Annotated in this window: 14 protein-coding genes and 1 tRNA gene; 4 read left to right on the top strand and 11 right to left on the bottom strand. The window is 62.2% G+C overall.

Annotation, left to right across the window (positions count from 1 at the left end; translation table 11 throughout):
• Nucleotides 1-204, top strand: a 204-nt coding sequence (locus PLL20_02325) for a hypothetical protein (protein ID HPD28803.1), incomplete at its 5' end; no start/stop codon positions are given.
• A 341-nt stretch (nt 205-545) separates the two neighbouring features.
• Here PLL20_02325 and PLL20_02330 read toward each other — a convergent pair.
• From PLL20_02330 to PLL20_02350, 5 genes are all read right to left on the bottom strand, one after another.
• A complete protein-coding gene (locus PLL20_02330) occupies nt 546-2,525 on the bottom strand; it encodes a hypothetical protein (protein ID HPD28804.1) in 1,980 nt (659 codons plus the stop codon).
• A 99-nt stretch (nt 2,526-2,624) separates the two neighbouring features.
• The gene (pncA, locus tag PLL20_02335; GenBank protein ID HPD28805.1) at nt 2,625-3,236 is read right to left on the bottom strand and encodes a bifunctional nicotinamidase/pyrazinamidase; all 612 of its coding nucleotides are present in this window, start codon (nt 3,234-3,236) and stop codon (nt 2,625-2,627) included.
• Nucleotides 3,237-3,447: 211 nt separating this feature from the next.
• Nucleotides 3,448-4,194: a hypothetical protein gene (locus PLL20_02340; GenBank protein ID HPD28806.1), complete on the bottom strand. Its 747-nt coding sequence runs from the start codon at nt 4,192-4,194 to the stop codon at nt 3,448-3,450.
• Nucleotides 4,195-4,231: 37 nt separating this feature from the next.
• Complete coding sequence (locus PLL20_02345) at nt 4,232-4,966, bottom strand: hypothetical protein (GenBank protein ID HPD28807.1); 735 nt, start codon at nt 4,964-4,966, stop codon at nt 4,232-4,234.
• A 306-nt stretch (nt 4,967-5,272) separates the two neighbouring features.
• Nucleotides 5,273-7,768 (bottom strand): glycoside hydrolase family 38 C-terminal domain-containing protein, encoded by a 2,496-nt coding sequence (locus PLL20_02350; protein HPD28808.1) that lies wholly within the window; start codon nt 7,766-7,768, stop codon nt 5,273-5,275.
• Nucleotides 7,769-7,960: 192 nt separating this feature from the next.
• Between PLL20_02350 and PLL20_02355 the strand changes: the two genes are divergently transcribed.
• Entirely contained in the window at nt 7,961-10,174 is a 2,214-nt protein-coding gene (locus PLL20_02355) for an alpha-L-fucosidase (GenBank protein ID HPD28809.1), read from the top strand.
• A gap of 61 nt (nt 10,175-10,235) precedes the next feature.
• Nucleotides 10,236-11,015, top strand: coding sequence for a thioesterase domain-containing protein (locus tag PLL20_02360; protein HPD28810.1), 780 nt, complete (start codon nt 10,236-10,238; stop codon nt 11,013-11,015).
• Between the two features lie 455 nt (nt 11,016-11,470).
• Here the strand turns inward: PLL20_02360 and PLL20_02365 are convergent.
• From PLL20_02365 to PLL20_02380, 4 genes are all read right to left on the bottom strand, one after another.
• A tRNA-Ser gene (locus PLL20_02365) sits at nt 11,471-11,557 on the bottom strand.
• A gap of 426 nt (nt 11,558-11,983) precedes the next feature.
• On the bottom strand, nt 11,984-12,367 hold the full coding sequence (locus tag PLL20_02370) for a hypothetical protein (protein ID HPD28811.1): 384 nt from the start codon (nt 12,365-12,367) through the stop codon (nt 11,984-11,986).
• Nucleotides 12,354-12,569 carry a hypothetical protein gene (locus tag PLL20_02375; protein HPD28812.1) on the bottom strand — a complete coding sequence of 72 codons (216 nt, stop codon included), beginning with the start codon at nt 12,567-12,569 and terminating at the stop codon, nt 12,354-12,356. The genes PLL20_02370 and PLL20_02375 overlap by 14 nt, the downstream gene beginning before the upstream one ends.
• 409 nt (nt 12,570-12,978) lie before the next feature.
• Nucleotides 12,979-14,322 carry a Gfo/Idh/MocA family oxidoreductase gene (locus PLL20_02380; protein ID HPD28813.1) on the bottom strand — a complete coding sequence of 448 codons (1,344 nt, stop codon included), beginning with the start codon at nt 14,320-14,322 and terminating at the stop codon, nt 12,979-12,981.
• Nucleotides 14,323-14,535: 213 nt separating this feature from the next.
• On the opposite strand from PLL20_02380, the gene PLL20_02385 reads away from it, so the two are divergent.
• Nucleotides 14,536-15,795, top strand: a complete 1,260-nt coding sequence (locus tag PLL20_02385) for a uroporphyrinogen decarboxylase family protein (protein HPD28814.1) — start codon at nt 14,536-14,538, stop codon at nt 15,793-15,795.
• 120 nt (nt 15,796-15,915) lie between these two features.
• Here the strand turns inward: PLL20_02385 and PLL20_02390 are convergent, their stop codons facing one another.
• A complete protein-coding gene (locus tag PLL20_02390) occupies nt 15,916-19,068 on the bottom strand; it encodes an O-antigen ligase family protein (protein HPD28815.1) in 3,153 nt (1,050 codons plus the stop codon).
• Entirely contained in the window at nt 19,065-19,613 is a 549-nt protein-coding gene (locus tag PLL20_02395) for a cob(I)yrinic acid a,c-diamide adenosyltransferase (GenBank protein ID HPD28816.1), read from the bottom strand. Before PLL20_02395 ends, PLL20_02390 begins: the two co-directional genes overlap by 4 nt.
• Nucleotides 19,614-20,010 lie beyond the last annotated feature (397 nt).

Below are 20,010 nucleotides of genomic sequence, written 5' to 3' on the forward strand. Positions count from 1 at the left end.
GCTTCGTCGGGGCGACTTGGCGGGGCTGTGACCTGCCCTACCTGCTTCAGGATTCGTTTGGAGGCGCATGCCCACGCAAGGCCGTGGGCATGGCACCCGGCGGACCTGCCCTACCTGCTGAATGCGGAAAGGATTCCGCAGGGGATGCGGCCCGGAAAGGATTCCGGGCCGAGCGGTGCATACACCTATTATAGTTCCATATAGCACAATATGTCAAGAGTCAAGCGTTGACCCCGATACCCCCATAGCACAATATGTCAAGAGTCAAGAGTTGACCCCGATACCCCCCCGATACCCCCCTTGACCCCGATACCCCCCAACCATGCCGAAGTCACTCCCAGGACCGACGCGGACGACGAGCAGCAGAAGATACTCGATCTGCTCGGCGTGCGTCTCTGAGACCCCGATCCCCGAACCCTGTAGCCAGGCAAGTGAAATCCAAGACCGCACTCAACGCCAGGGCCACCAAGGACTTGCATCAAGCAACAGGGCGTAAGTTGCGGCAAAACGCGCTCAGGGCGATGGCCGACGAAGACATGCGTCCATCAGGGGGTAAGTTGCGTCTTTACCCGACGCAGCGAGAACTCATCAAAATCGGCTTTGAACGGCGTTCCGCCGGTCGACCTGGCCCATCCGCGCAGCCAGACGCTGATCGAATCGCCGGCCGGGCGGATCGGCTCGCTGTGGTATTCGACCCAAATACTGTGCATCCCCGGCAGCGGCGTCCAGACGATGGTCGGGGCCTTGGGGTCGCTGTCCTGGCCGGTCGGGTCGTAACCGACCTGAGAGTAGTGCTCGACGTCCACCGACCAGGAACTGCGAACCTTGCCCGACAGTCGGTAGGTATCCAGTCGCTTCAGCCCGGTCACCTTCTGCACGTATCCTCCGTCGACGGCCTTGGCCTCCTTGCCGGCGGTCACCCGCAGAATTCGGCTCTTGTTTTCGGGCGGGTCAGCGAGGAAATGATGAATTGTCCCGGGGTCGGCGGAGAACGTCCGCCATCCTTCAATCCTGCCGTTGCCGGGATCTTTTTCGTCCAGTTGGCCGGCTTCCATGTCGCCGTTGACCAACAGGTTCTGCGGATCGACGGCTTTATGCCAATCCGTGACTTCGCGCCGGTATTCGATGATCTGCATGTCCAGATCGAAGCCGGCGTCGTCCTTACCGTTCTTGTAGGCGGTGCCGTTCTCGTAGTTGTCGGGAGCAACCTTCTTGTACGGGTTGAAACCCGGCTTGTCGTCGCTGACCATGCCCTTGATATTCACATAACCGTGAAGCGACTCGTAATTCTCGATTGACTCGAACTCGATGGCATACGTCTTGCCCGGCTCAAGAGGGACTTCGCCAGGCGAATACGCCAGGCCATAGACGCCCCACGACGCGTCGCCGGTGTGGATACCGTTTCCGATGGCAACCTTCTCGACGCCGACGACGGGGCCATCCGGCCCGTCTTGGCGCAGGCGGACCACCGCTCGCTGACGGGCAACGCTCGGCTGAACGCCGCTGTTGGCCATGTACAGCAGCGCCCCGGCCAGGCTACGGCCCTGGGCGACATAGCTCTGGCTCCATTTTCTGGCAAAACCCGCAAAATCGACATACTCCTTCTGAACCCGCTTGTTGTAGGGGATCACCAGTCCGCTGTTGTCGGTTGCGATCACCATGCACAGGTTGTGCCCGACCCAGCCGGTCTGTCCCCTGGGGCCAAGCCGATAACAATCGTTGATCTTTTTTTCGTTGGGTCGCCAGAAAGCCTGAAAGGTATTGCCATCCTTTTCGGCCTTCAGGTGAACCGCGTAGACCCGGCCCGGCTCGGTCGGCACCTCCCCGGAGTTCCACCCTGCGAGCCAATCGTAGTTTTTCGGGCCTCCGCAGTCGACGTTGGGCACGGGGACGGCCGGTCCGATTTGTTGCCAGGTGTCGGGGGTGCCGGGCCCCTGCCGATGGACGGAAACCAGCAGCGTCTGCGATCCGGGGCCCTCGCCGTCGACACCGTCGCTCGCCAGGCGAAACCCGACCTGCGTAACACTCGTACCCGTGGCGGTGAACGTCTGGTAGTAATCGGTGGCGGGCTTGTCGTCCCAGGCTCCCATGAAGAGCACCGCGTAATCAAAGTTCGGCACGACCTTACGATCAATGGTTTCGCCGGGTTTGGTAAAGATATTAGTGAACACGGTCGGCTGCATGAAAACCGACGGCCCGGTGAACAGCATCGTAGTCCGTCCGGCGCTGCCGGTCATGCGATACCAGCCGCTGGGGGCCAGCTCCCACGTGCGGGCGGCCATCGTCTCAATGCCCGGCCCGTCAACGCTGGCAAAACAGCGGACGTTACACAGGGGCATGATTTCCGCGGGGTCGCCCGGCCGGTCCGGCGCGAAGTAGTCCTCGGGAACGCCATTATTGGTCGGCAGCTTGTCGGCCGCTTCGGGGAAGCGCGGGTGCAGGACCCTGCCGAGGAACTGAACTTGCGCCGGCGCAAGGGTCGACAGCGACAAGACAACGATGCACGCCAAGCGACAGCACTTCATCTTCGGGACTCCTCAATTGGCAGGTCAACAGCAGTCTGCTCTCCACGGGCCATCTAGATATTGGACAATGAGGCGGGTGTCAACTGTCGGAGGCGGCGTCTACGCCGCAGCGGCCGTCACCACTCGTACCCCGGCTGCTCGCATTTCCTCGATGGCCTTCGTGCAGTCGCCCGGATGGAGTTCCACACCGCGGACGCCTTCCAGGATCAGGTGGGTTTCGAAGCCGAGTTCGCGGGCGTCGAGGGCGGTGAATTTCACGCAGTAATCCGTCGCCAGGCCGATGATGTGCACTTCCCGCACGCCTCGCTTGCGAAGGTAATCGCTCAACCCGGTCTGCTTGAGACGGCCGTTGTCGAAGAAACCGCTGTAGCTGTCGATGCCAGGATCGGTGCCCTTGTGGCAGATCCAATGGACGCCGGCCATATCGAGGCCCGGGGCGAAGTCGGCTCCTCTCGTGCCCTGAATGCAGTGGTCCGGCCAGAGGATCTGAGTCACGCTGCCCAGCTCGATGACATCGCCGGGCTTGTGACCGTCGTGCTGACTGGCGAACGAACAGTGATTCGCCGGATGCCAGTCCTGCGTGGCAACGACCACGTCGTATTGCGACATGAGCCGATTGGCAACCGGAACCACCTGGTCGCCCATCGGGACCGCGAGCGGACCACCCGGCAGGAAGTCATTCTGAATATCGACCAGGATCAGCGCTTTCATGACGCTCCAACTCGCGGACCAGGTCGCAGGAAAGAGATTCGCTCCGCGTTTCCCGCCGATTTGGCCCCTGAGTGGCGGGTCGTATCATTGCAGCCCCGTGTCCATTGCTCAATGCGGGCGGCGCTGTGACGCTCGGCGTTCGGCATCATCAAACGGCGGCCGGCCGACAATTCGATCATGGCTTGGCCGGCGGCAGGGACACCGTCGCCCCTCAGAATGGCCTCCTGGATAATACGCGCTGCAGATACTCGCCGGCCAGTTTGACGGCAACCTCCCGCTGCAGGGCATCCATTCTTTTCTTGCAGCGACGCCGGGCACGAGGTGCCAGAATCACCACACCCGTCAGACCTCCTATGAGTATCGTCAGGAAAGCCGCATCCGCCGGCAAGGAAGTATTCCAGCTTCGCCTGTCGAGCCAATGGAACAAAGGCAGCCCGGACGACACGACCAGCATCAGGCACAGGCCCAGCCCATAGAGATGATACTCGATCAGTACGCTCCACCAGCCCGGCTTGTCCATGCAGGCCGAACTGAACCGGCTGACGCCGTGCAGCCACAACGGCACCAGAATCAAGACGGGCAGGGCCAGGGCCACGCACACTTCTTTGGTCGGGCCGCCGACAGCCAGGGCAAACGCGGCCAGTGTCAGGCTGAACATCAACAGAAGAACGAAGGCGATGCACAGCGTCGGCCAGGTCTCCATACGGCGCAACTGATCGGTGATCGCCTCAGCCGGCAGTGTCATCGCGCTGAGGGGGCTGAACAGTCCGCACTCCGGGCATCGGCGTGGGTCGCCGGACAAGCCGCGGAGGTTGTATCCGCAATGCAGGCAGTAAAGGTCCACGTCGGTCAGGTCGCCTGGGGGTGCGGCCTTGCTGTCGGACTGCATGTTGCTCGAAGTCTGGGCTGCCACGTCGCCGGCGGCGCAAGACTCTGTTTTCGCTTGATCCTGGCCCATTGCCCTTGTCCTCTCAACACCAACCGGCCGCAGCTTTCTATGAACGCCGTCGTGACAGCCGCTCATAGAGCTGCACTTTGGCCCGCGTTGTGGCAACCTCCCGCTGTAGCACATGTCTCTTCGCGTTACACTGCTGTCGGGCTCGTCGGGCCAATAGAAACACTGACAGTCCTATTCCTGCGAGCGCTACCAAGCCGATTGCTCCAATGAACGAACGCTCCTGGCGGACAAGCCTGTGGAAAACCCAGATGCTTGCCGCAGCAGCCGAAGCCAACAAGATCGAGAGGGCCATGCCGTAGATGTGGTATTGAACAAAGACACTCTTCCAACCGCGCTTGTACAGGCAGTCAGAACGAAACTGCTCCATGCCGGTGAACCAGAGCGGTAACAGGACAAGCAATGGCAGCCAACAACCGATGCAGAGTCCGAGAGGCATGCGTGAATTCACCAGAGCAACAACTATGCATGCCTGGCTTCCGACCAGAAGAGTTGCGGCCGCGACACATGCGGTCGGCCATGTTTCCATCCGCCCCAGTTCGCGGGCAATCATATTCGCCGAGGGGCTGAGGGGGCTGAACAGTCCGCACTCCGGGCATCGGCGTGGGTCGCCGGACAAGCCGCGGAGGTTGTATCCGCAATGCAGGCAGTAAAGGTCCACGTCGGTCAGGTCGCCTGGGGGTGCGGCCTTGCTGTCGGACTGCATGTTGCTCGAAGTCTGGGCTGCCACGTCGCCGGCGGCGCAAGACTCTGTTTTCGCTTGATCCTGGCCCATTGCCCTTGTCCTCTCAACACCAACCGGCCGCATCGCGGCAGATGAAGATGATGATCTCCTGTTCCCGGTGATCCGGCAAGAACAGCCTGGCCGACGGCCTTGGCGGCAAATGCGTGACACCTTGGGCGGGGGCGCACAGTGGGTTCCGCGGGCGGTTGTTTTTGACGTGCAACCCCGCGCGGTATATCAGCGTCGATGCACGGGCAGCCTGATGGGACGAATCCGCCGATCAGTGTGCCGCCTGCGCGAACGGCAATGATCCGGTGTTCCGATAAAGAGAACGGATCGTCGGCGCCGGCGGGTTGCTCACTTTCCCATCGGCCGTTCGATCAGGTCGGTCTGTCGCACCGCCCGGGTTTTGGGGTTGACCCGCAGGGTCTTGACCTCAAACGGGCCGAGGTTGACCCTGGTCTTGAAGCCGATGCACGGCAAAGAAAGCGTGGTCGAACGAGCGTGACCGGTCGGCTCGAAAAGCCGGACGATCAGGTCATCGTTATCCTCAGCCAGCTTGAGGCAACTCATCTGAACAACGTGGTCACTGAGCACCGCACCGGCCTTGGGCCTGGGCCCTTCCCCAGAGGGGAAGAAGGACAATGCGTACGGCTTCTCGTTGTGGACGAGGGCCTCGCGATCGACGGCCGAGAGCCGCTCGTCCAGCGACCCGGCGTTCAACCAGAACCTGAAAATCCGCTCGCCCTGATCGATGCGAGGCGTGTAGCGGTCCTGCTCGACGATCGGCCGGTCGAAAAACGGGTGCCCGGCGTACGCCGGCGAACGCAGCAGCGTCAGGCGGAGGCCGTTTTTGGAGAAGTCGGCGCCATAGGAACCCTCGTTAATGCAGGTTATCGCCGTCCGCGCCCGGCGAGACGCGACGGCGACCCACTTCTGCGCCACCGCCTCATTACCATGCATCGGCAAAGGGTTGATACCGAAGGCGGTCTGCCCGAGGAACTCAAAGCCCGTTCCGCGCACCGGAATCGAGAGCTTGAGCATGCGATCTTTCTCGTTCCAGTGAACGCGGAGTTCAATCTCGATTTCCGTGCCCTGCTTGGGCAGCTTGTAACGCTGGCAGATGAAGGAGTCGTTATACGACAGCATGACCTCGACGACGCTTCGCACGGGGCCGTCCTCGATCACGCGGACCGGAGGCAGTTCGTCGCATCGCACGCCGGAGAATTGAGCGCTTTTCTTTGCCGACATGAGCTTAAACCGCCCCGCCACCTTGCGGTAGGCGCGGTTGAGCATGCCCCAGGGATCTTCATTATCCGCCATCACCAGCGGCTCGAAAGCATTCTTCTCCAGGTAGTCGATGCCATGGACCTTGAGGCAATCCACAAAGCCCGTCTTCGCATTGATGACGACCTCGATATCCTCGGACCAGAAGGCCACCCGACCGCCGCGCACCTTGAGCTTCGGAACCGGCTTGGCCTGTACAACCTTTTCGATCCTGCAATCGAAGCGGTTCATCTGACTCGGATCGAGTTCCGCCAGGAAAGCCACTCTCTTGCGCCAGTCGAGATTCAGGTTGCTCGCTTCTTTTTCGATCTGCGAAGGGATCGCCTGGCCGCCGCGGCGGACGCCCAGCAGAGTCCATGTGCCGGCCCAGTTCGCGTCGGCCAACTGGAACTCGCATTCGACAACGGTCCTGACCTTGAACGGGTGAGGGTTGTAGACCAGGATCGGGATTTGCCCGCCCCTGGCCCTGGGCTGCCCGGAGGCCAGGGCAAAGAACGTCCGTGCCTTGACGCGGGACAGCTCCTCGAGGGCGTGGTCGAAAAGCCGAAGCGACGCGTTCTCCACCGGTTCGATGGACGACCCCGGCAGGATGTCGTGAAACTCGCCGATCAACAGGTCTCGCATCGCCCGGTGCAGCTCCTCCCGCGGATACTCCATCAAACCCTGGCAGGCGGCGGTGGTGGCCATTTTCTCAACCAGGTAGAGCTGGTTCTCGAGCTCGCGGTGCTTCTGTTTGATGCGCACCTGCGTGGTATAGCAGCCCACGCCCCAGGGGTTGAGGTCTCGCTTGTGGCGTGGAAGCAGGTCGTATTGGGCCTTCATCTCGGCGAAGAAGGCCGCGGTATTGGAGTGGAGGATGTTGAATTCTTTCGTGTTACGGATCAGGTTCGTGATTTCCTTGAGGTCTTCACGAGAAGGCCCTCCGCCATGATTTCCCACGCCCCACAGCAACAGGCTGAAAGGCCTGTCGGGGTGGTTGTTCATCCGCTCCATGATCTTGAGGTGGGCCTTGCCGAGCTGCGAGCTGTACCAGCCGTCGACACGACAGGCCATCACCTCGGAGCCGTCGCAACCGACCCAGACGAAATGGCTGTCGGGCAACGGGCAATCGTTCTGGAACGGTCGGCAGAACAGGTAGGAATCGTAGCCGCTCTTGGCCAGGATCTGCGGCAGACCCCAGGTGTGGCCGAACGGATCCAGGTTGATGGCCGTGGTCACGTCGACGCCGAACTTCTCCTTGAAATATCGCTTCCCTGTCAGGATCTGCCGTACGAAGGATTCCCCGCTGGGCATGTTACAGTCGGGCTGAAGATACCAGCCGCCCATGATGTGCCACCTGCCTTCTCGAACAAGTCTGCGAATCCGCTCGAACAGAGAAGGCTCGTATTCCTCGACCCACTGATAAAGGACCGCTTCATTGTGATTGAAGACAAACCCCTCGAATTCTTCGCAGAGGTCGGCGGCCGTCCGAAAAGTTGAGATTGTAGCGGCCGCTCCCTCTTCCCATTCCCACAACCAGACCGGATCGAGATGCGCGTTGCAAAGCAGATGGATGGTCTTTTTCATATAACCCAGCTCTCACTGCCCTTATGATTCCCGGCAACGTCGCTGCGCCGGGAAAGAAGCGATCTGAGTCTAACGATCCCGAGCGGGATGGGCAAAGGTACAACCGCCTTGCCTCGTTGCGGGGCGACCCGCACACGGCTAGATTGGCCGGAGTTCAGTGGGACCTACTTACAGTACAGATCGGAGGATTCCATGTCTCGTAAATGGTCTGTTTTGACTGCCGGCGTCCTGTTTGTCGGGTCCGGGGCGGTGTGGGGGGTGGAATTCAAGGATCAAATCGCCGGCGACGCGATCTCCGGCTGGGAGATCCGGAACGGCCCGCCGGATTCGTGGTCGGTCAAAGACGGCGTGTTGCATTGCCACGGGGCTGAGAAATGGGGCGGCTGGCTCGGCACCGTCCGCAACTATACGGACTTCATCATCGAACTCGAGTACAAGCTGAGTCCGGGCGGCAACAGCGGCGTCTTTCTGCGCACGCCGCGGGAGGGTCATCCCTCGGCGGTCTCATTTGAAATTCAGATCCTGGACAACACGGCCGAGAAGCACAAGAACCTCAAGCCCGCCCAGTACTGCGGTTCGATCTACAAGATCGTCGCGGCCGACAAGGATGCCACCAAGCCGGTCGGCGAATGGAACCGGATGCGGATCATGGCGGAGGCCGACCACATCGTGGTGTGGCTCAACGGCGAGAAAGTCGTCGACGCCACGGGCAAGTCGGACCCTGAGATCTTACAACGATCCCGCGAAGGAGCCATCGGCCTCCAGAATCACCGCAGCGAGGTTTCCTTCCGCAATATCCGCATCGCCGACCTGGCCGAGGACCGGGCCCGGCGCACCAAGTGGTGGCGGGAAGCCCGCTTCGGGATGTTCATCCACTGGGGGCCGGTCAGCCTCAAAGGCACGGAGATCGGCTGGTCGCGGGGGGGGCAGCGTCGCGGGCACGGCGAGGGCAGGGGCGAAATACCGGTCGAGGTTTACGACAACCTGTACAAGGAATTCAACCCGACGAGGTTCGACGCCCGGCAGTGGGTGCAGATTGCGCGGGACGCCGGAATGAAGTACATGGTCTTCACCACGAAGCATCACGACGGCTTTTGCGAGTTCGACAGCAAACTGACTGATTACAAGATCACCCACTCGCCCTTCAAACGCGATGTGGTGGCGGAGCTGACCGCCGCCTGCCACGAGGCCGGCATGCCCATCGGCTTCTACTATTCGCCGCCCGACTGGCACCATCCCGACTACCGCACCGAGAACCACGGCCGGTACGTCGAGTACATGCACGGTCAGATCCGCGAGTTGCTGAGCAATTACGGCAGAATCGCGATCATGTGGTTCGACGGGCTCGGGGGAACCTCAAAGGACTGGAAATCCACGGAGATGTTCGAGGACATCTTCCGGCTGCAACCGGACATCATCATCAACAACCGCGCCGGCCTGGCCGCCGATCATGACACCCCCGAACAGCAGATCGGCAAGTTCCAGAACAACCGCCTGTGGGAAAGCTGCATCACCATTTGCCGGCAGTGGGCATGGAAGCCCGAGGACGAGATGAAGTCGTTGAAGGATTGTATCCGGACGCTGGTGCGATGTGCCGGCGGCGACGGCAACCTGTTATTCAACGTCGGGCCGATGCCCACCGGGGAAATCGAACCCAGGCAGGTCGAGCGGCTGAGGGAAATGGGCCAATGGCTGAGCAAATACGGGGAGAGCATTTATGGTACGCGCGGCGGCCCGTTCAAGCCCGGGATCTGGGGCGCCAGCACGCATAAGGACAACAGGATCTATGTCCACGTGTTCGAATGGCCGGCCGACGGTCAGTCTCTTGCGTTGCCGCCGATCGGGAAAAAGGTGCTCGGCGCAGCCGTCCTTACCGGCGGTGCGGCCGAGGTCAAGCAAAGCAGCGAGGGCCTGGTCATTACCATGCCCGCCTCGGAACGTCAGGAGGTTGATACGATCATCGCGATCGATCTTGACGGCCCGGCCGCGGAAATAGCCCCTCTGGCCACAAGGCTCGGCTCCCTTGCGGCGCACAAGAAATCGACTGCTTCGAACGTGTTCCAGAAGAGCTGGCTCCACGGTCCTGAGAAGGCCTTCGACGATGATGACAGTACCCGTTGGGCCACCGATGCCGGAACAAAGCAGGCATGGCTGGAAGTTGATCTCGGCGAGCCTACCACCATCGGCCGGGCCGTGATCAGCGAAGCATTTGACCGGGTGAGGGCGTTCGAATTGCAGTATCGCGACGGGCAGGAGTGGCGTACCTTCGCCCGCGGGAGCACCATCGGAGCCGACAAGCTGATCACTTTCGCTCCGGTGACCGCCGATCGGGTTCGCCTGAACATCACCGAGGCAACGGAGGGCCCGACGATATGGGAGTTCCAACTGTTCGCCCCGTCCAAGTGAGCAGAGGGAGCGATTGCCCCGCCGCACTCTTGAACGCTCAGTGCACCGCGATGGAGACGGCATGTCTCAAAAGAGGATCCAGATCGCTGCTCACAAGCCCAGCCCCTGGATTCTCCGCCCTCGGCCGGTGGTTTCGCCAAGACTGCGGTTGTTTTGCTTCGCTCACGCCGGCGGCGGTGCCTCGCTGTTTCGCAACTGGCCTTGTGGTTTGTCCGACAAGGTGGAGGTCTGTGCGGTCCAATCTCCCGGCCGTGAGGAGCGACTCGACGACTGTCCTTATGCACGTTTCGACGCCTTGGAACAGACAACGGCTGACCAGATCAAACCCTGGCTCGATGTGCCGTTCGCTTTGTTCGGCCATGAACTCGGGGCACTGGTTGCCTTTGAGCTTGTACGACGACTTCGGCGAACCGGCCTGCCGGCTCCGGTTCGATTGATCGTGGCAGGCTGCGCCGCACCCCACTTGCCAAGATCAAGGCCCCCGATTCACAGGTTGTCCGACGACGAGTTTCTGGATGGTTTGGCGGGCGGTCTGGCGGCGGTTCCCGACGCCGTGCGGCGCAGGCCCGACCTTGTGGCCCGCATCCTTCCCGGCCTGCGAGCGGATTTCACCATGCTGGAAACGTATACGTATCGCCCGGAGCATCGCCTCGACTGCCCAATTACCGCCCTGGGCGGCAGCGCTGACCCCACGATGCCGACCGATGCCTTGGCCGCCTGGGCCGAGCACACGAGCACGTTCTCGCAGCAAATGATCCAGGGCGACCAGTTCTTTCTCTTCACGGGTGAAACCGAAGTGCTGTCCTGCCTGGCGAACCTGCTTTCGCCAGACTATCTGTGAACAGCCGGCGTGCACCCGCCACATTGGGCCGACGAACCCGTTGGGCCCGAGGCCTCGGACGATGATGTTCTCTTGGCCGCGCTTCGCCGCAAGCGGCGTCACTGACCACAGGTGCCCCTTGGCGAAGGCATGACCCGAACCCGATTCGAGGTATCGCTCGAAGGCCTCGGCTTTCCAGTCATTCTCGACCCGGACGACCGCAACGGCCTACCATGGGACGTGGGCTCGGGTATACCGAGACTTGCTCGGATTGTGGTCTGACAATCGTTGTATGAAGTCGGTGGTCGGACCGATATAGCGCTCACCCGGACGCGAAAGGCTTTCAAGCAGGCAGACATGCTTGACAGGTCGTACTCCACCCCGCGCCGGCCCTGCTTCGCGTCGCTTGCCAGTGCTACACAGGACGTTCTGCGCAGCGCCCGCATCGGGTCGACCAATGCGGGAACGACGCAGAACGGAGGCGGAGGGATTCGAACCCCCGGTACCCTTGCGGGCACAACGGTTTTCAAAACCGTCCCGATCAGCCGCTCCGGCACGCCTCCGGGAATCGGCGGTCATGTGCGAGATCATTCTACGACAAATGCGGGCTGAAGGGTAGTGCCGTGCCGGCGGCAAATCGACTGCTCAGAGAGACCAGAGACGTTCAGGGGGGCGCCGCATCGCCGGTTTCCTTTTCGTGCTGTCTTGTGTTTCTCGTTGCTATCTACGCCTTTTGCTCCTCAGGTGAAGATGCAGACGGGTGATGGCCACAAAAAACGCAAGAAGTCACAAAGAACGCTTCGCGGCGTGTTCCACCTCTGGCTGACAGCCAAGAGCTGTTAGCTTCCTTCACAGCACCTTGGTCTTGCCCGGCACGGCCACCGGGTAGCGGCCCTGGGCGTCCGGCACGATGGGGGGGCGAGTCCATGGTGTAGCTCTCCAGGCCCGGAGCGAGGACGAAGTTCGACGCCAAGACGAGCCCACACAGGTCATGGAGAATGCTCTGACCACTCCCGGCGTGGCCCGTCCAGTAGCAGTGTGATGTGATTCAGGATGTCTCGACCCAGAATACCTCGTTCTTCCTCAACCAAGAGATAGCGACCTCGGAAGGCACGTCTCAGGAAAACCAAGTCCAGCATGACGACAGAAGCGACACACCTCCTACCGTCGAATCCTGCCAATTCGCAGTGCTCGCCGGCGATCGGCATCACGCCGAGTTGCTCAACCGCTTTTCGGGGCAACAAGGTAACGTCTGCTCCTGTGTCCATCAGTAGGGTTACGCCGGAAATCCTTGCGCCGCTTTCCGGGTTCCGTAGCACGACCTCCGCGACGGGAGCCGGCGGATGGAAGCGCGCTGCGTCATAGCCCGGCATCGTCGCTCACCTCGACGACATGCTTGACAAAATCGGCAGCCTGTTCTGGATGCGCCAAGTGCGGACTATAGACACGTGCCTGCGGTGGGGTCTCGATATCGGGAACCACGACGTAGACCTTCGTGTTGTCGGGCAGCATCACGTTGTCACGGAGCCGGATGCAGCCGTTTTCGACAATTCCTTCAATCGTCGAGACAGCCATGTTGCACCTCATGTCACTTGACGACGCTGACGGAGCCATCAGTCGCTCGCAGCACGCCGGACTCGCCCGCTCGCCCGTCGGGCAAGCCAATCCCTCAAGCCTTGCTCCATGGGTGGTCTGCCTCCAAACCAGCCTGTCGCTTGTGGGGCGATTCGGCCAAACCAAGGAAGCCCGGGGAGGCGCGGAGCATCGCTCTCCAACTCATTCTACGTCGTGATGAGGCTGCGATGCAAACCGGTTCTGCCGGATCGGGTCCGTCACAGTTCAGGCGGGGCGACGCTATGGCTTTTCAGAACCGCGACTGTAAGGTACCGGCCGCCGTGCGGTGTTGGCCGCTTTGTGGCTGGCGCTACCCACCGACTGGCCTGCTTGGTCCCTCGCTCAGTATGCAGCAGTGAATCGACCGCGTTCACAGCACCTTGGTCTTGCCCGGCACGGCCACCGGGTAGCGGCCCTGGGCGTCCGGAACGATCGGCGGGGTCGAGTCCATGGTGTAGCTCTCCAGGCCCGGAGCGAGGACGAGATCTGACGCGAGGGCCTGCTCCCAGGTGATCTCCTGGCCCGACTCGGCGGCCATGCGGCCGAGAATACCGGTCAGCGTGGCATAAGCGCAACGCTTCGTTTCGTTGTACGGCTTGTTCTGCCGGATGGCCTCGAAGAGTCGCTCGTGCTCGACCTGATACTGATCGCTCTTCTCGCCCTGGTACCGCCAGATGATCTGATCCTCAGTTCGCCTGTGCCCCTTGTAGATCAGGGGGTCGGGAATTCCCTCGCCCAGAACGGCCGAGCCTTTCGTCCCGTGAATCACGTTGCCCCAGAAGCCCCAGCAGTCGGCCATGTGACGAGCCTGGGCGAACAACCGCGTCCCGTCGGCAAACGAATACTCGACGGCGTAGTGGTCGAACATCTGGTCGGCTTCGGTGCGAGGATACCGTCCGCCTTGCCCCTGAGCGGAGACCGGCCAGGCATCCTTGACCCAGCAGCACACGTCCAGATTGTGAATTAGCCAGTCCAGAATGAAACTGCCGCCCAGCCAGTTGAAGTTGTGGAAGTGGCGAATCTGGTAGGCTATTTCGGTCATGTCCGCCGGCTTGGGCGTGATGCCCACTGGTCCGTGCTCGCGGTAGGACCAGCAGGTGATGACCTCGCCGATGATACCGTCGTGGATCCGGCGAACGGCCTCCTCCAAGGGCGCGGAATGACGGCTCATCAGCCCGCCAGCGATCTTGATGTTCTTCTTGTCCGCCTCCTCGCCGGCCTTGAGGACTCGTCGAACTCCGGGGCCGTCGACGGCGAAAGCCTTCTCCATAAACACGTTGCAGCCCTTCTCGACGGCGTACTCAAGATGCGGCGGCCGAAAGCCCGGAGGCGTCGCCAGAATCACCACGCCCGATCCGTCCAGGCTGTCGATGGCTTTCTTGTATGCGTCGAAGCCGATGAATTGACGTTCTTTCGGTACGTCGATCTGCTTGCCAAATTGTGATTGGAGCTTCTGGAGACTCGATTGCAAGCGATCGTCGAACACATCGGCCATGGCCACCAGCCGGGTCGGCCCACTACTGGTGGAAAGCGCATTGATGGCGGCCCCCGTGCCCCGGCCGCCACAGCCGACAAGAGCGACCTTGAGGGTATTGCCCTCCCCGGCATGGACGGCCGGGATGGCCGTCAAGCCCAGGGCTGACGCCGCGGCGATGCGGCCGGAGGTGCTCAGAAACTCACGACGCGACGCTCGGGACTGTTTGTCTTGACTCATGGTTCCTCCCTCGGATGGACCATCCTGATGTGGGTACCGGCCTTACAGTCTCACCCGGTCACGCCCCGGGCCAGCCAAGTGAATTATCAGTGATCGCCTCCGGCTGAACAAGATCTCAGCTCGTTCACGCAACTGCGGATGTGTGCGCCAATCTTGAGACCCTTGCGCCAGCAGTATACGATGCCAGCTTGAGGCCAGCAGAGGAGGTCGACCGTGACCAGCAGGGAACGGGTCGTCGCGGCACTGAATCACCGGCAGCCGGATTCTGTCCCGATAGATTTCGGCGGAACGGCGGTGACCGGGATGCACGTCACGTGCGTGGCTGCCTTGCGCGATCATTACGGCCTGGAAAAGCGGCTTGTGAAGGTCCACGAACCATATCAGATGCTTGGTTGGATCGATGACGACCTCGCGGACGCAATCGGGATCGACGTGGCCGGCGTGATCGGGCCGACCACCCTGTTCGGCTTCGCCAACACCAATTGGACACCCTGGCGGGCTCCGTTCGGGCTGGAGGTGCTGGTCTCCGAACACTTCAAGACCACGATGGACGCCAAGGGCGACGTGTTTATCTATCCCCAGGGTGACACCACGGCGCCGCCAAGCGGCCGTATGCCCGATGGGGGCTACTTCTTCGACACCATCGTCCGGCAGGAACCGATCGACGAAGACAAGCTCGATCCGCAGGACAACCTGGAGGAGTTCGGACCGATCAGCGAGGCCGACCTGGCCCACTTCCAGGGTGAGGTGAAGCGGGCATCGGCCACGGGGCGGGCGGTCATCGCCACTTTCGGCGGGACGGCCTTCGGCGACATCGCCCTGGTGCCGGCCCCGTTTCTCAAGTACCCCAAGGGCATCCGCGACATCGAGGAGTGGTACGTATCGACCGTCGCCCGCCGCGACTACGTTCATCAAGTCTTCGACAGGCAATGCGAAATCGCCCTGGCCAACCTGGCGAAGATCCACGCCCGCGTGGGCGATGCGGTCGACGCGGTGTTTATCTGCGGCACGGACTTCGGCACGCAGACCTCGGCCTTCTGCTCGCGAGAGACATTCCGCGATCTTTACATGCCCTACTACAGGCGGGTGAACGATTGGATCCACGCCCACACGAAATGGAAGACGTTCAAGCACTCCTGCGGGGCGGTGGAGCAGTTCCTCGGGCCGTTCATCGAGTCCGGCTTCGACATTGTCAATCCGGTGCAATGCTCGGCGTCCGGCATGGACCCGGCACATCTCAAGCGAACCTACGGCGACGAGCTGACATTCTGGGGCGGCGGCGTGGACACACAGAAGACCCTGCCTTTCGGCACGCCGGCGCAGGTGCGCGAGCAGGTGCTGTCGCGATGCGAGATCTTTTCGAAAAACGGCGGGTTCGTGTTCAACGCCATCCACAACGTCCAGGCCCGCACGCCGGTCGCGAACATCGTGGCCATGATCGAGGCCGTCCACGAATTCAACGGTCGGCGGTGAATTCCGGTGTTCCGTCCGCCACGGAACACGGCTCACCCAGGCCTATCACCTTGGTACCGCAAATACCTCCTAAGTCATCCATCGGCCAGAACTGAACCCGGACGGAGAATCGGTTGCGGATCATGTGCCCGGCTCGGTCATCGTTGTCGGCCGACTTGCCGGCGCGCTGGAAGTATCGGTCGGGGCCGTCGCGGTGGTCGGCGGGAAGATGGCGGTGGGGCCACTGGCCAGCAATCGCTGGAGCATTGCGTTACCCGGATGGCTTTTCGACAGTTCTTCCACGAGGGCCATGACGAGGTTTTCATCGCGAGTGACGCCGGCAAGCAATCGCAGGTACTGCAAGCCGGAGGAGTCGTCTTTCTGCTCGAACGAAAGGCGAATCACCGCCTTGACGTGTTCCACAACAGCGACATCATCTTGTCGCTCGGCCGCACGCCGGGCCGCCAGATCATGGGTTGTTCGGTTGCCCGGATCTAACGCCAAAGCCCGCTGCAGCCACTTGTCGTACGAGGCGGCGCGAGCCTCGATCGGGAACGACGCGAACGACTGGCACAGGTCGACGTAGCCGTCGCTGAGCCGTTGATCGATCTCATCCGACGCGGCTTCGGGATACAGCTTGCCGAGGAGTTCGCGTGCTTCCTTCTCGCTATCGGCCGCAAGCATGTACATGGCCCGGGTCTGCATCACCGGCCGAAGCTGAAGCTCGCGCTCCCGGACGATCGGCCATTCCTTGATTGCCTGATCGCACGCCGCCACGGCTTCGGCCGGCCTTTGGGCAAGCATCAGATATCGCGACTGATCGAGCCTCGCGTTCGAAACCGCCCCTGGGAAGCGTCCCCCCAGTTGCCTCGACAGCTCCGCCGCCTGGCCTGACAGCTCCGCCGCCTCGAGAAAACGCCCGGACAGCTTGCTGACCCGGGCCGACAGTCGCAACGATTCAGGGGCGTAAGGATCCGGCCAGTCATCGGCACTATTCGCGGCCATCGCCTGCCGGGCGTCCGCGAGCATCTTCTCCATCGCCTCGGAGAAGCCCTTCTCGTTGATCATGGCCCCGATGAGCGGTTCCATATCCGCCAGCCAGTCAATACCGAAACGGTCAGTCTGACGCACCGGCACGGGTCCGCGTCTCAGCGGCCGTCGCAACAGGTTCAGCCGATAGGCCACGGACTCGTCGCCGCACAGCTCAAAAAGCCTCATGGCGACCGCCATGTCCTGCGGGTCGCGACTGAGTTCAACCGACAACAACGTGCGAACGGCTGCGGTGTAGTCCCGGACGTCCGCCCTCAGACCGGCCTGTCGTTCGATCATCTCGACCTGCTGGCGGTACACTTGAAGATGCGCCAGGATCCAAGCGATTCGAGGGTACCCGGGAATCACAACCAGAAGCGTGTTGCCCGTCGCCTCGCAAATCGACGCGAAACGATTGAACGCTTCCACGTCTTCGCGGATCATGTCGACCAGACCCGCCGGAGGCTCGGCATCTTGCGGGAGGCGCGCCGCTCCGCGCATGCATCGATCGACGCTGCCGGCGGCGGCGATCAGCGAGACATGAGTGGTGCCGTCGTACGCCTCGACGTAGTCTTCGACGGCCAGCCGGCCGGATGATGCGATCCGGGCCGCGTTCATCGAGGCATCCCACTCCTGCTCTTCGGCGCGGGTCAGGATCTGATATGCAGCGAGCGCTCCTTCCCAATTACGCCATACGGTCCATGCGATCCCGAGGGAGGCGGCGATCCCGGCGATGAGGCCCGCAACCCGAAGAGGCGTGGGCTGGGAGCTGATGATCGGCTCTCTCGCGGCGGGCAGTCTCAGCGAGAGCGCCCACGTCAGACCCGCCGTCGTGTAGAAGACGGCCGGCAGGCCCGGCTTGCGCAGAGCGACATCGCCGAGTTCTTCGATTACGACGGCCGTGAACGCCGCCAGCGCTCCGGCCAGCAGCCACTGGTCCAGCGGCGTCTTGACGCGGGACCAGGCTCGAATGGCGCCCCACATCGTGAGAACCAGAAAAGCCGCGCACAAGACCGACCCCACCAGTCCCGTCTCGGCCGCGATCTGAAGGTACTCGTTGTGAGCGTTCTCGATGACTGGGGCCATAAATGCCGCGGAATCCTTCTCCATATCCGGCGCCTGCATTGCCTGGGCGAGCAACATGTAGCTGCCCTGTCCGTGGCCGACGATGGGAGCCGTCGAAAAAAGCTGAATCGCGTATTTGCCAGCATAGAGACGAAAACGAATGGTCGCGTCGCGGCCCGTCGTCCCGGAGGTGACCGCCGACCAGTTCAGGGCGAAAAACAGCGCCGCAGCGCCCACGGCGCCGACCGGCAGCAACCATCGCCCGAGCCTTCCCAGGCCGAGCCACACCGCCACCGCCGCACCGGCGACCAAAGCCCATTGTGCCGTCCGCGACTCGGTCAACCGAAGCGCCCACATCATGACCGCAACGCCGACGACGGCACCGATCGCCACCCACCAGCCGCCCATGTCGCGGATGACTTCCGCGAACATCCGAGCGGGCGCCGTTTTCCGCTCGCGCGAACGATCCATGGTCTCGGCCAGCACCCCGAAAACAATCGCGCCTGCGAGGCACAGTCCGACAATCAGGCAGGCGGCCATGAACAGCGGGTTACCGATGGGAAACTCCAGCCGCATAAAGGGGCTTCGTTCGTGTCGGTACCAGATTCCCAGCGCCGCTGTCGCCGTCAGGATGGCCGTCATGGCGACCGCCACTCCGCGCGCTCCCGCCCGGGTCAACGTGCGCCCCAGAATCAGCGCCCAAATGGTCCAGATGGCCTGCCGACTGCCCTCCCCGAGGCTGGCCTCCGGCCACGGAGACCATTGCGAGCTGATCACCATCCACAGGGTCAGCAGCACCAAGGCAATCTGGGCCAATGCGACTGTGGAGCAACAGCGCCTGCCGGCCGGGGCCGGCGTCGGTTCCTCGACCGTTATCGGCCGGGTGACGTCGCTGCGCGTAAACCACATCAGCGTCACGGCCAGAACGGCGGCCGCCACCCCAAGCCCGTGGGCCAACCACTTGACCTCTGAACCGCTGGAGGTCGGGAAGGCATAGTTGAAGTTGAGCAGATCGACGATGTTCCGCAGGACCGAGCCGGGGGCCCACTCCTGATATCCCGTCTTGCTTCCGTGGGTGGCGCTGATCAACAGACAAACCGACGCCAGGCTGACGGCAACGATTGCGATCATGATCCGATCGAACGTAGTGGTTCCGGGACGACCGTTGCCGCCCGAAGCGGCCGTCGGTTCTGGCATCATACGTTGGGCCTCCAGGGGATCTCGGAACGTCCGGCTTGCCGGTTGGCCAGCCGCGTCCAGGCGTACAACAGGTCGCTGAGACGGTTGAGATAAGCCAGCAGTTCAGCTCGAACCGGCGAAACTCGGTGGAGGGTCACGATGCTGCGCTCGGCCCGCCGGCAACAGACCCGGGCCATGTGCAGCCGGCAGGCCGCCTCGGTTCCACCCGGTAAGACGAAACAACCGACGGAGCCGGCGGCCGCCTCAGCCTCGTTGATCCATGATTCCAGCCTCCGGCAGTGGTCCTGGGTGATCGCCAGATGCTTCCACTTGTCACCGGCCGTCGGAGGAGTGGCCAGCTCTGAGCAGACATGAAAGAGCTGGCTCTGTATGTCGACGATGGATTGGGCAATCGCGCCCTCGCATGCGGCCCGACACCACCCGAGAACCGAATTCAGCTCGTCCACATTGCCGTAGGCGCATACGCGAGGATCATCTTTGGCCACCCGACTGCCGTCAACCAGCGAAGTCTCGCCCATATCGCCCGTTCTCGTGTGGAGGCTCATGTTGATCGCCCCTTGGCAGCAACCGTTTGCGATGGGCATTATAGCCCGCGGCGGGAATTGCGACATCACCGTGGAAGCGGCGTCGCGGTTCTCAGAGCGTGTGTGAGAAGCAACGGGGCCGGCCGGGCAGTATCACTCAGCCAGGAGCGGCAGGTCTCCGCCGCCGTCGGCGGCTCCGACCATGCCCTACCCTTGTCACGCGCGCTCTGGGTCGCCGATGTCGATGAGATCAGGCCGACTGCCTGACAACTTGTCCCCCGATGGGCGACGAAACCGCCCCGGCTTTCAGTCGCGCCACCTGACGTTTCTTCATCGTCAGGCGGAGACCACCGGCGGCTTGCCTGCCACAGCGCAGCCTTTTGGCGAAGACGGGGCAAACCGATGCGTGTAACTCAAG

The sequence above is a fragment of the Phycisphaerae bacterium genome (genome assembly GCA_035384605.1).
In the GTDB taxonomy this organism is placed as follows: Bacteria; Planctomycetota; Phycisphaerae; order UBA1845; family PWPN01; genus JAUCQB01.

What these genes read in the sequence shown, in the direction of transcription:
- PLL20_02330 (HPD28804.1), bottom strand. Translation starts at nt 2,525, where the DNA reads ATGAAGTGCTGTCGCTTGGCGTGCATCGTTGTCTTGTCGCTGTCGACC.
- pncA (HPD28805.1), bottom strand. Translation starts at nt 3,236, where the DNA reads ATGAAAGCGCTGATCCTGGTCGATATTCAGAATGACTTCCTGCCGGGT.
- PLL20_02340 (HPD28806.1), bottom strand. Translation starts at nt 4,194, where the DNA reads ATGGGCCAGGATCAAGCGAAAACAGAGTCTTGCGCCGCCGGCGACGTG.
- PLL20_02345 (HPD28807.1), bottom strand. Translation starts at nt 4,966, where the DNA reads ATGGGCCAGGATCAAGCGAAAACAGAGTCTTGCGCCGCCGGCGACGTG.
- PLL20_02350 (HPD28808.1), bottom strand. Translation starts at nt 7,768, where the DNA reads ATGAAAAAGACCATCCATCTGCTTTGCAACGCGCATCTCGATCCGGTC.
- PLL20_02355 (HPD28809.1), top strand. Translation starts at nt 7,961, where the DNA reads ATGTCTCGTAAATGGTCTGTTTTGACTGCCGGCGTCCTGTTTGTCGGG.
- PLL20_02360 (HPD28810.1), top strand. Translation starts at nt 10,236, where the DNA reads ATGTCTCAAAAGAGGATCCAGATCGCTGCTCACAAGCCCAGCCCCTGG.
- PLL20_02370 (HPD28811.1), bottom strand. Translation starts at nt 12,367, where the DNA reads ATGCCGGGCTATGACGCAGCGCGCTTCCATCCGCCGGCTCCCGTCGCG.
- PLL20_02375 (HPD28812.1), bottom strand. Translation starts at nt 12,569, where the DNA reads ATGGCTGTCTCGACGATTGAAGGAATTGTCGAAAACGGCTGCATCCGG.
- PLL20_02380 (HPD28813.1), bottom strand. Translation starts at nt 14,322, where the DNA reads ATGAGTCAAGACAAACAGTCCCGAGCGTCGCGTCGTGAGTTTCTGAGC.
- PLL20_02390 (HPD28815.1), bottom strand. Translation starts at nt 19,068, where the DNA reads ATGATGCCAGAACCGACGGCCGCTTCGGGCGGCAACGGTCGTCCCGGA.
- PLL20_02395 (HPD28816.1), bottom strand. Translation starts at nt 19,613, where the DNA reads ATGAGCCTCCACACGAGAACGGGCGATATGGGCGAGACTTCGCTGGTT.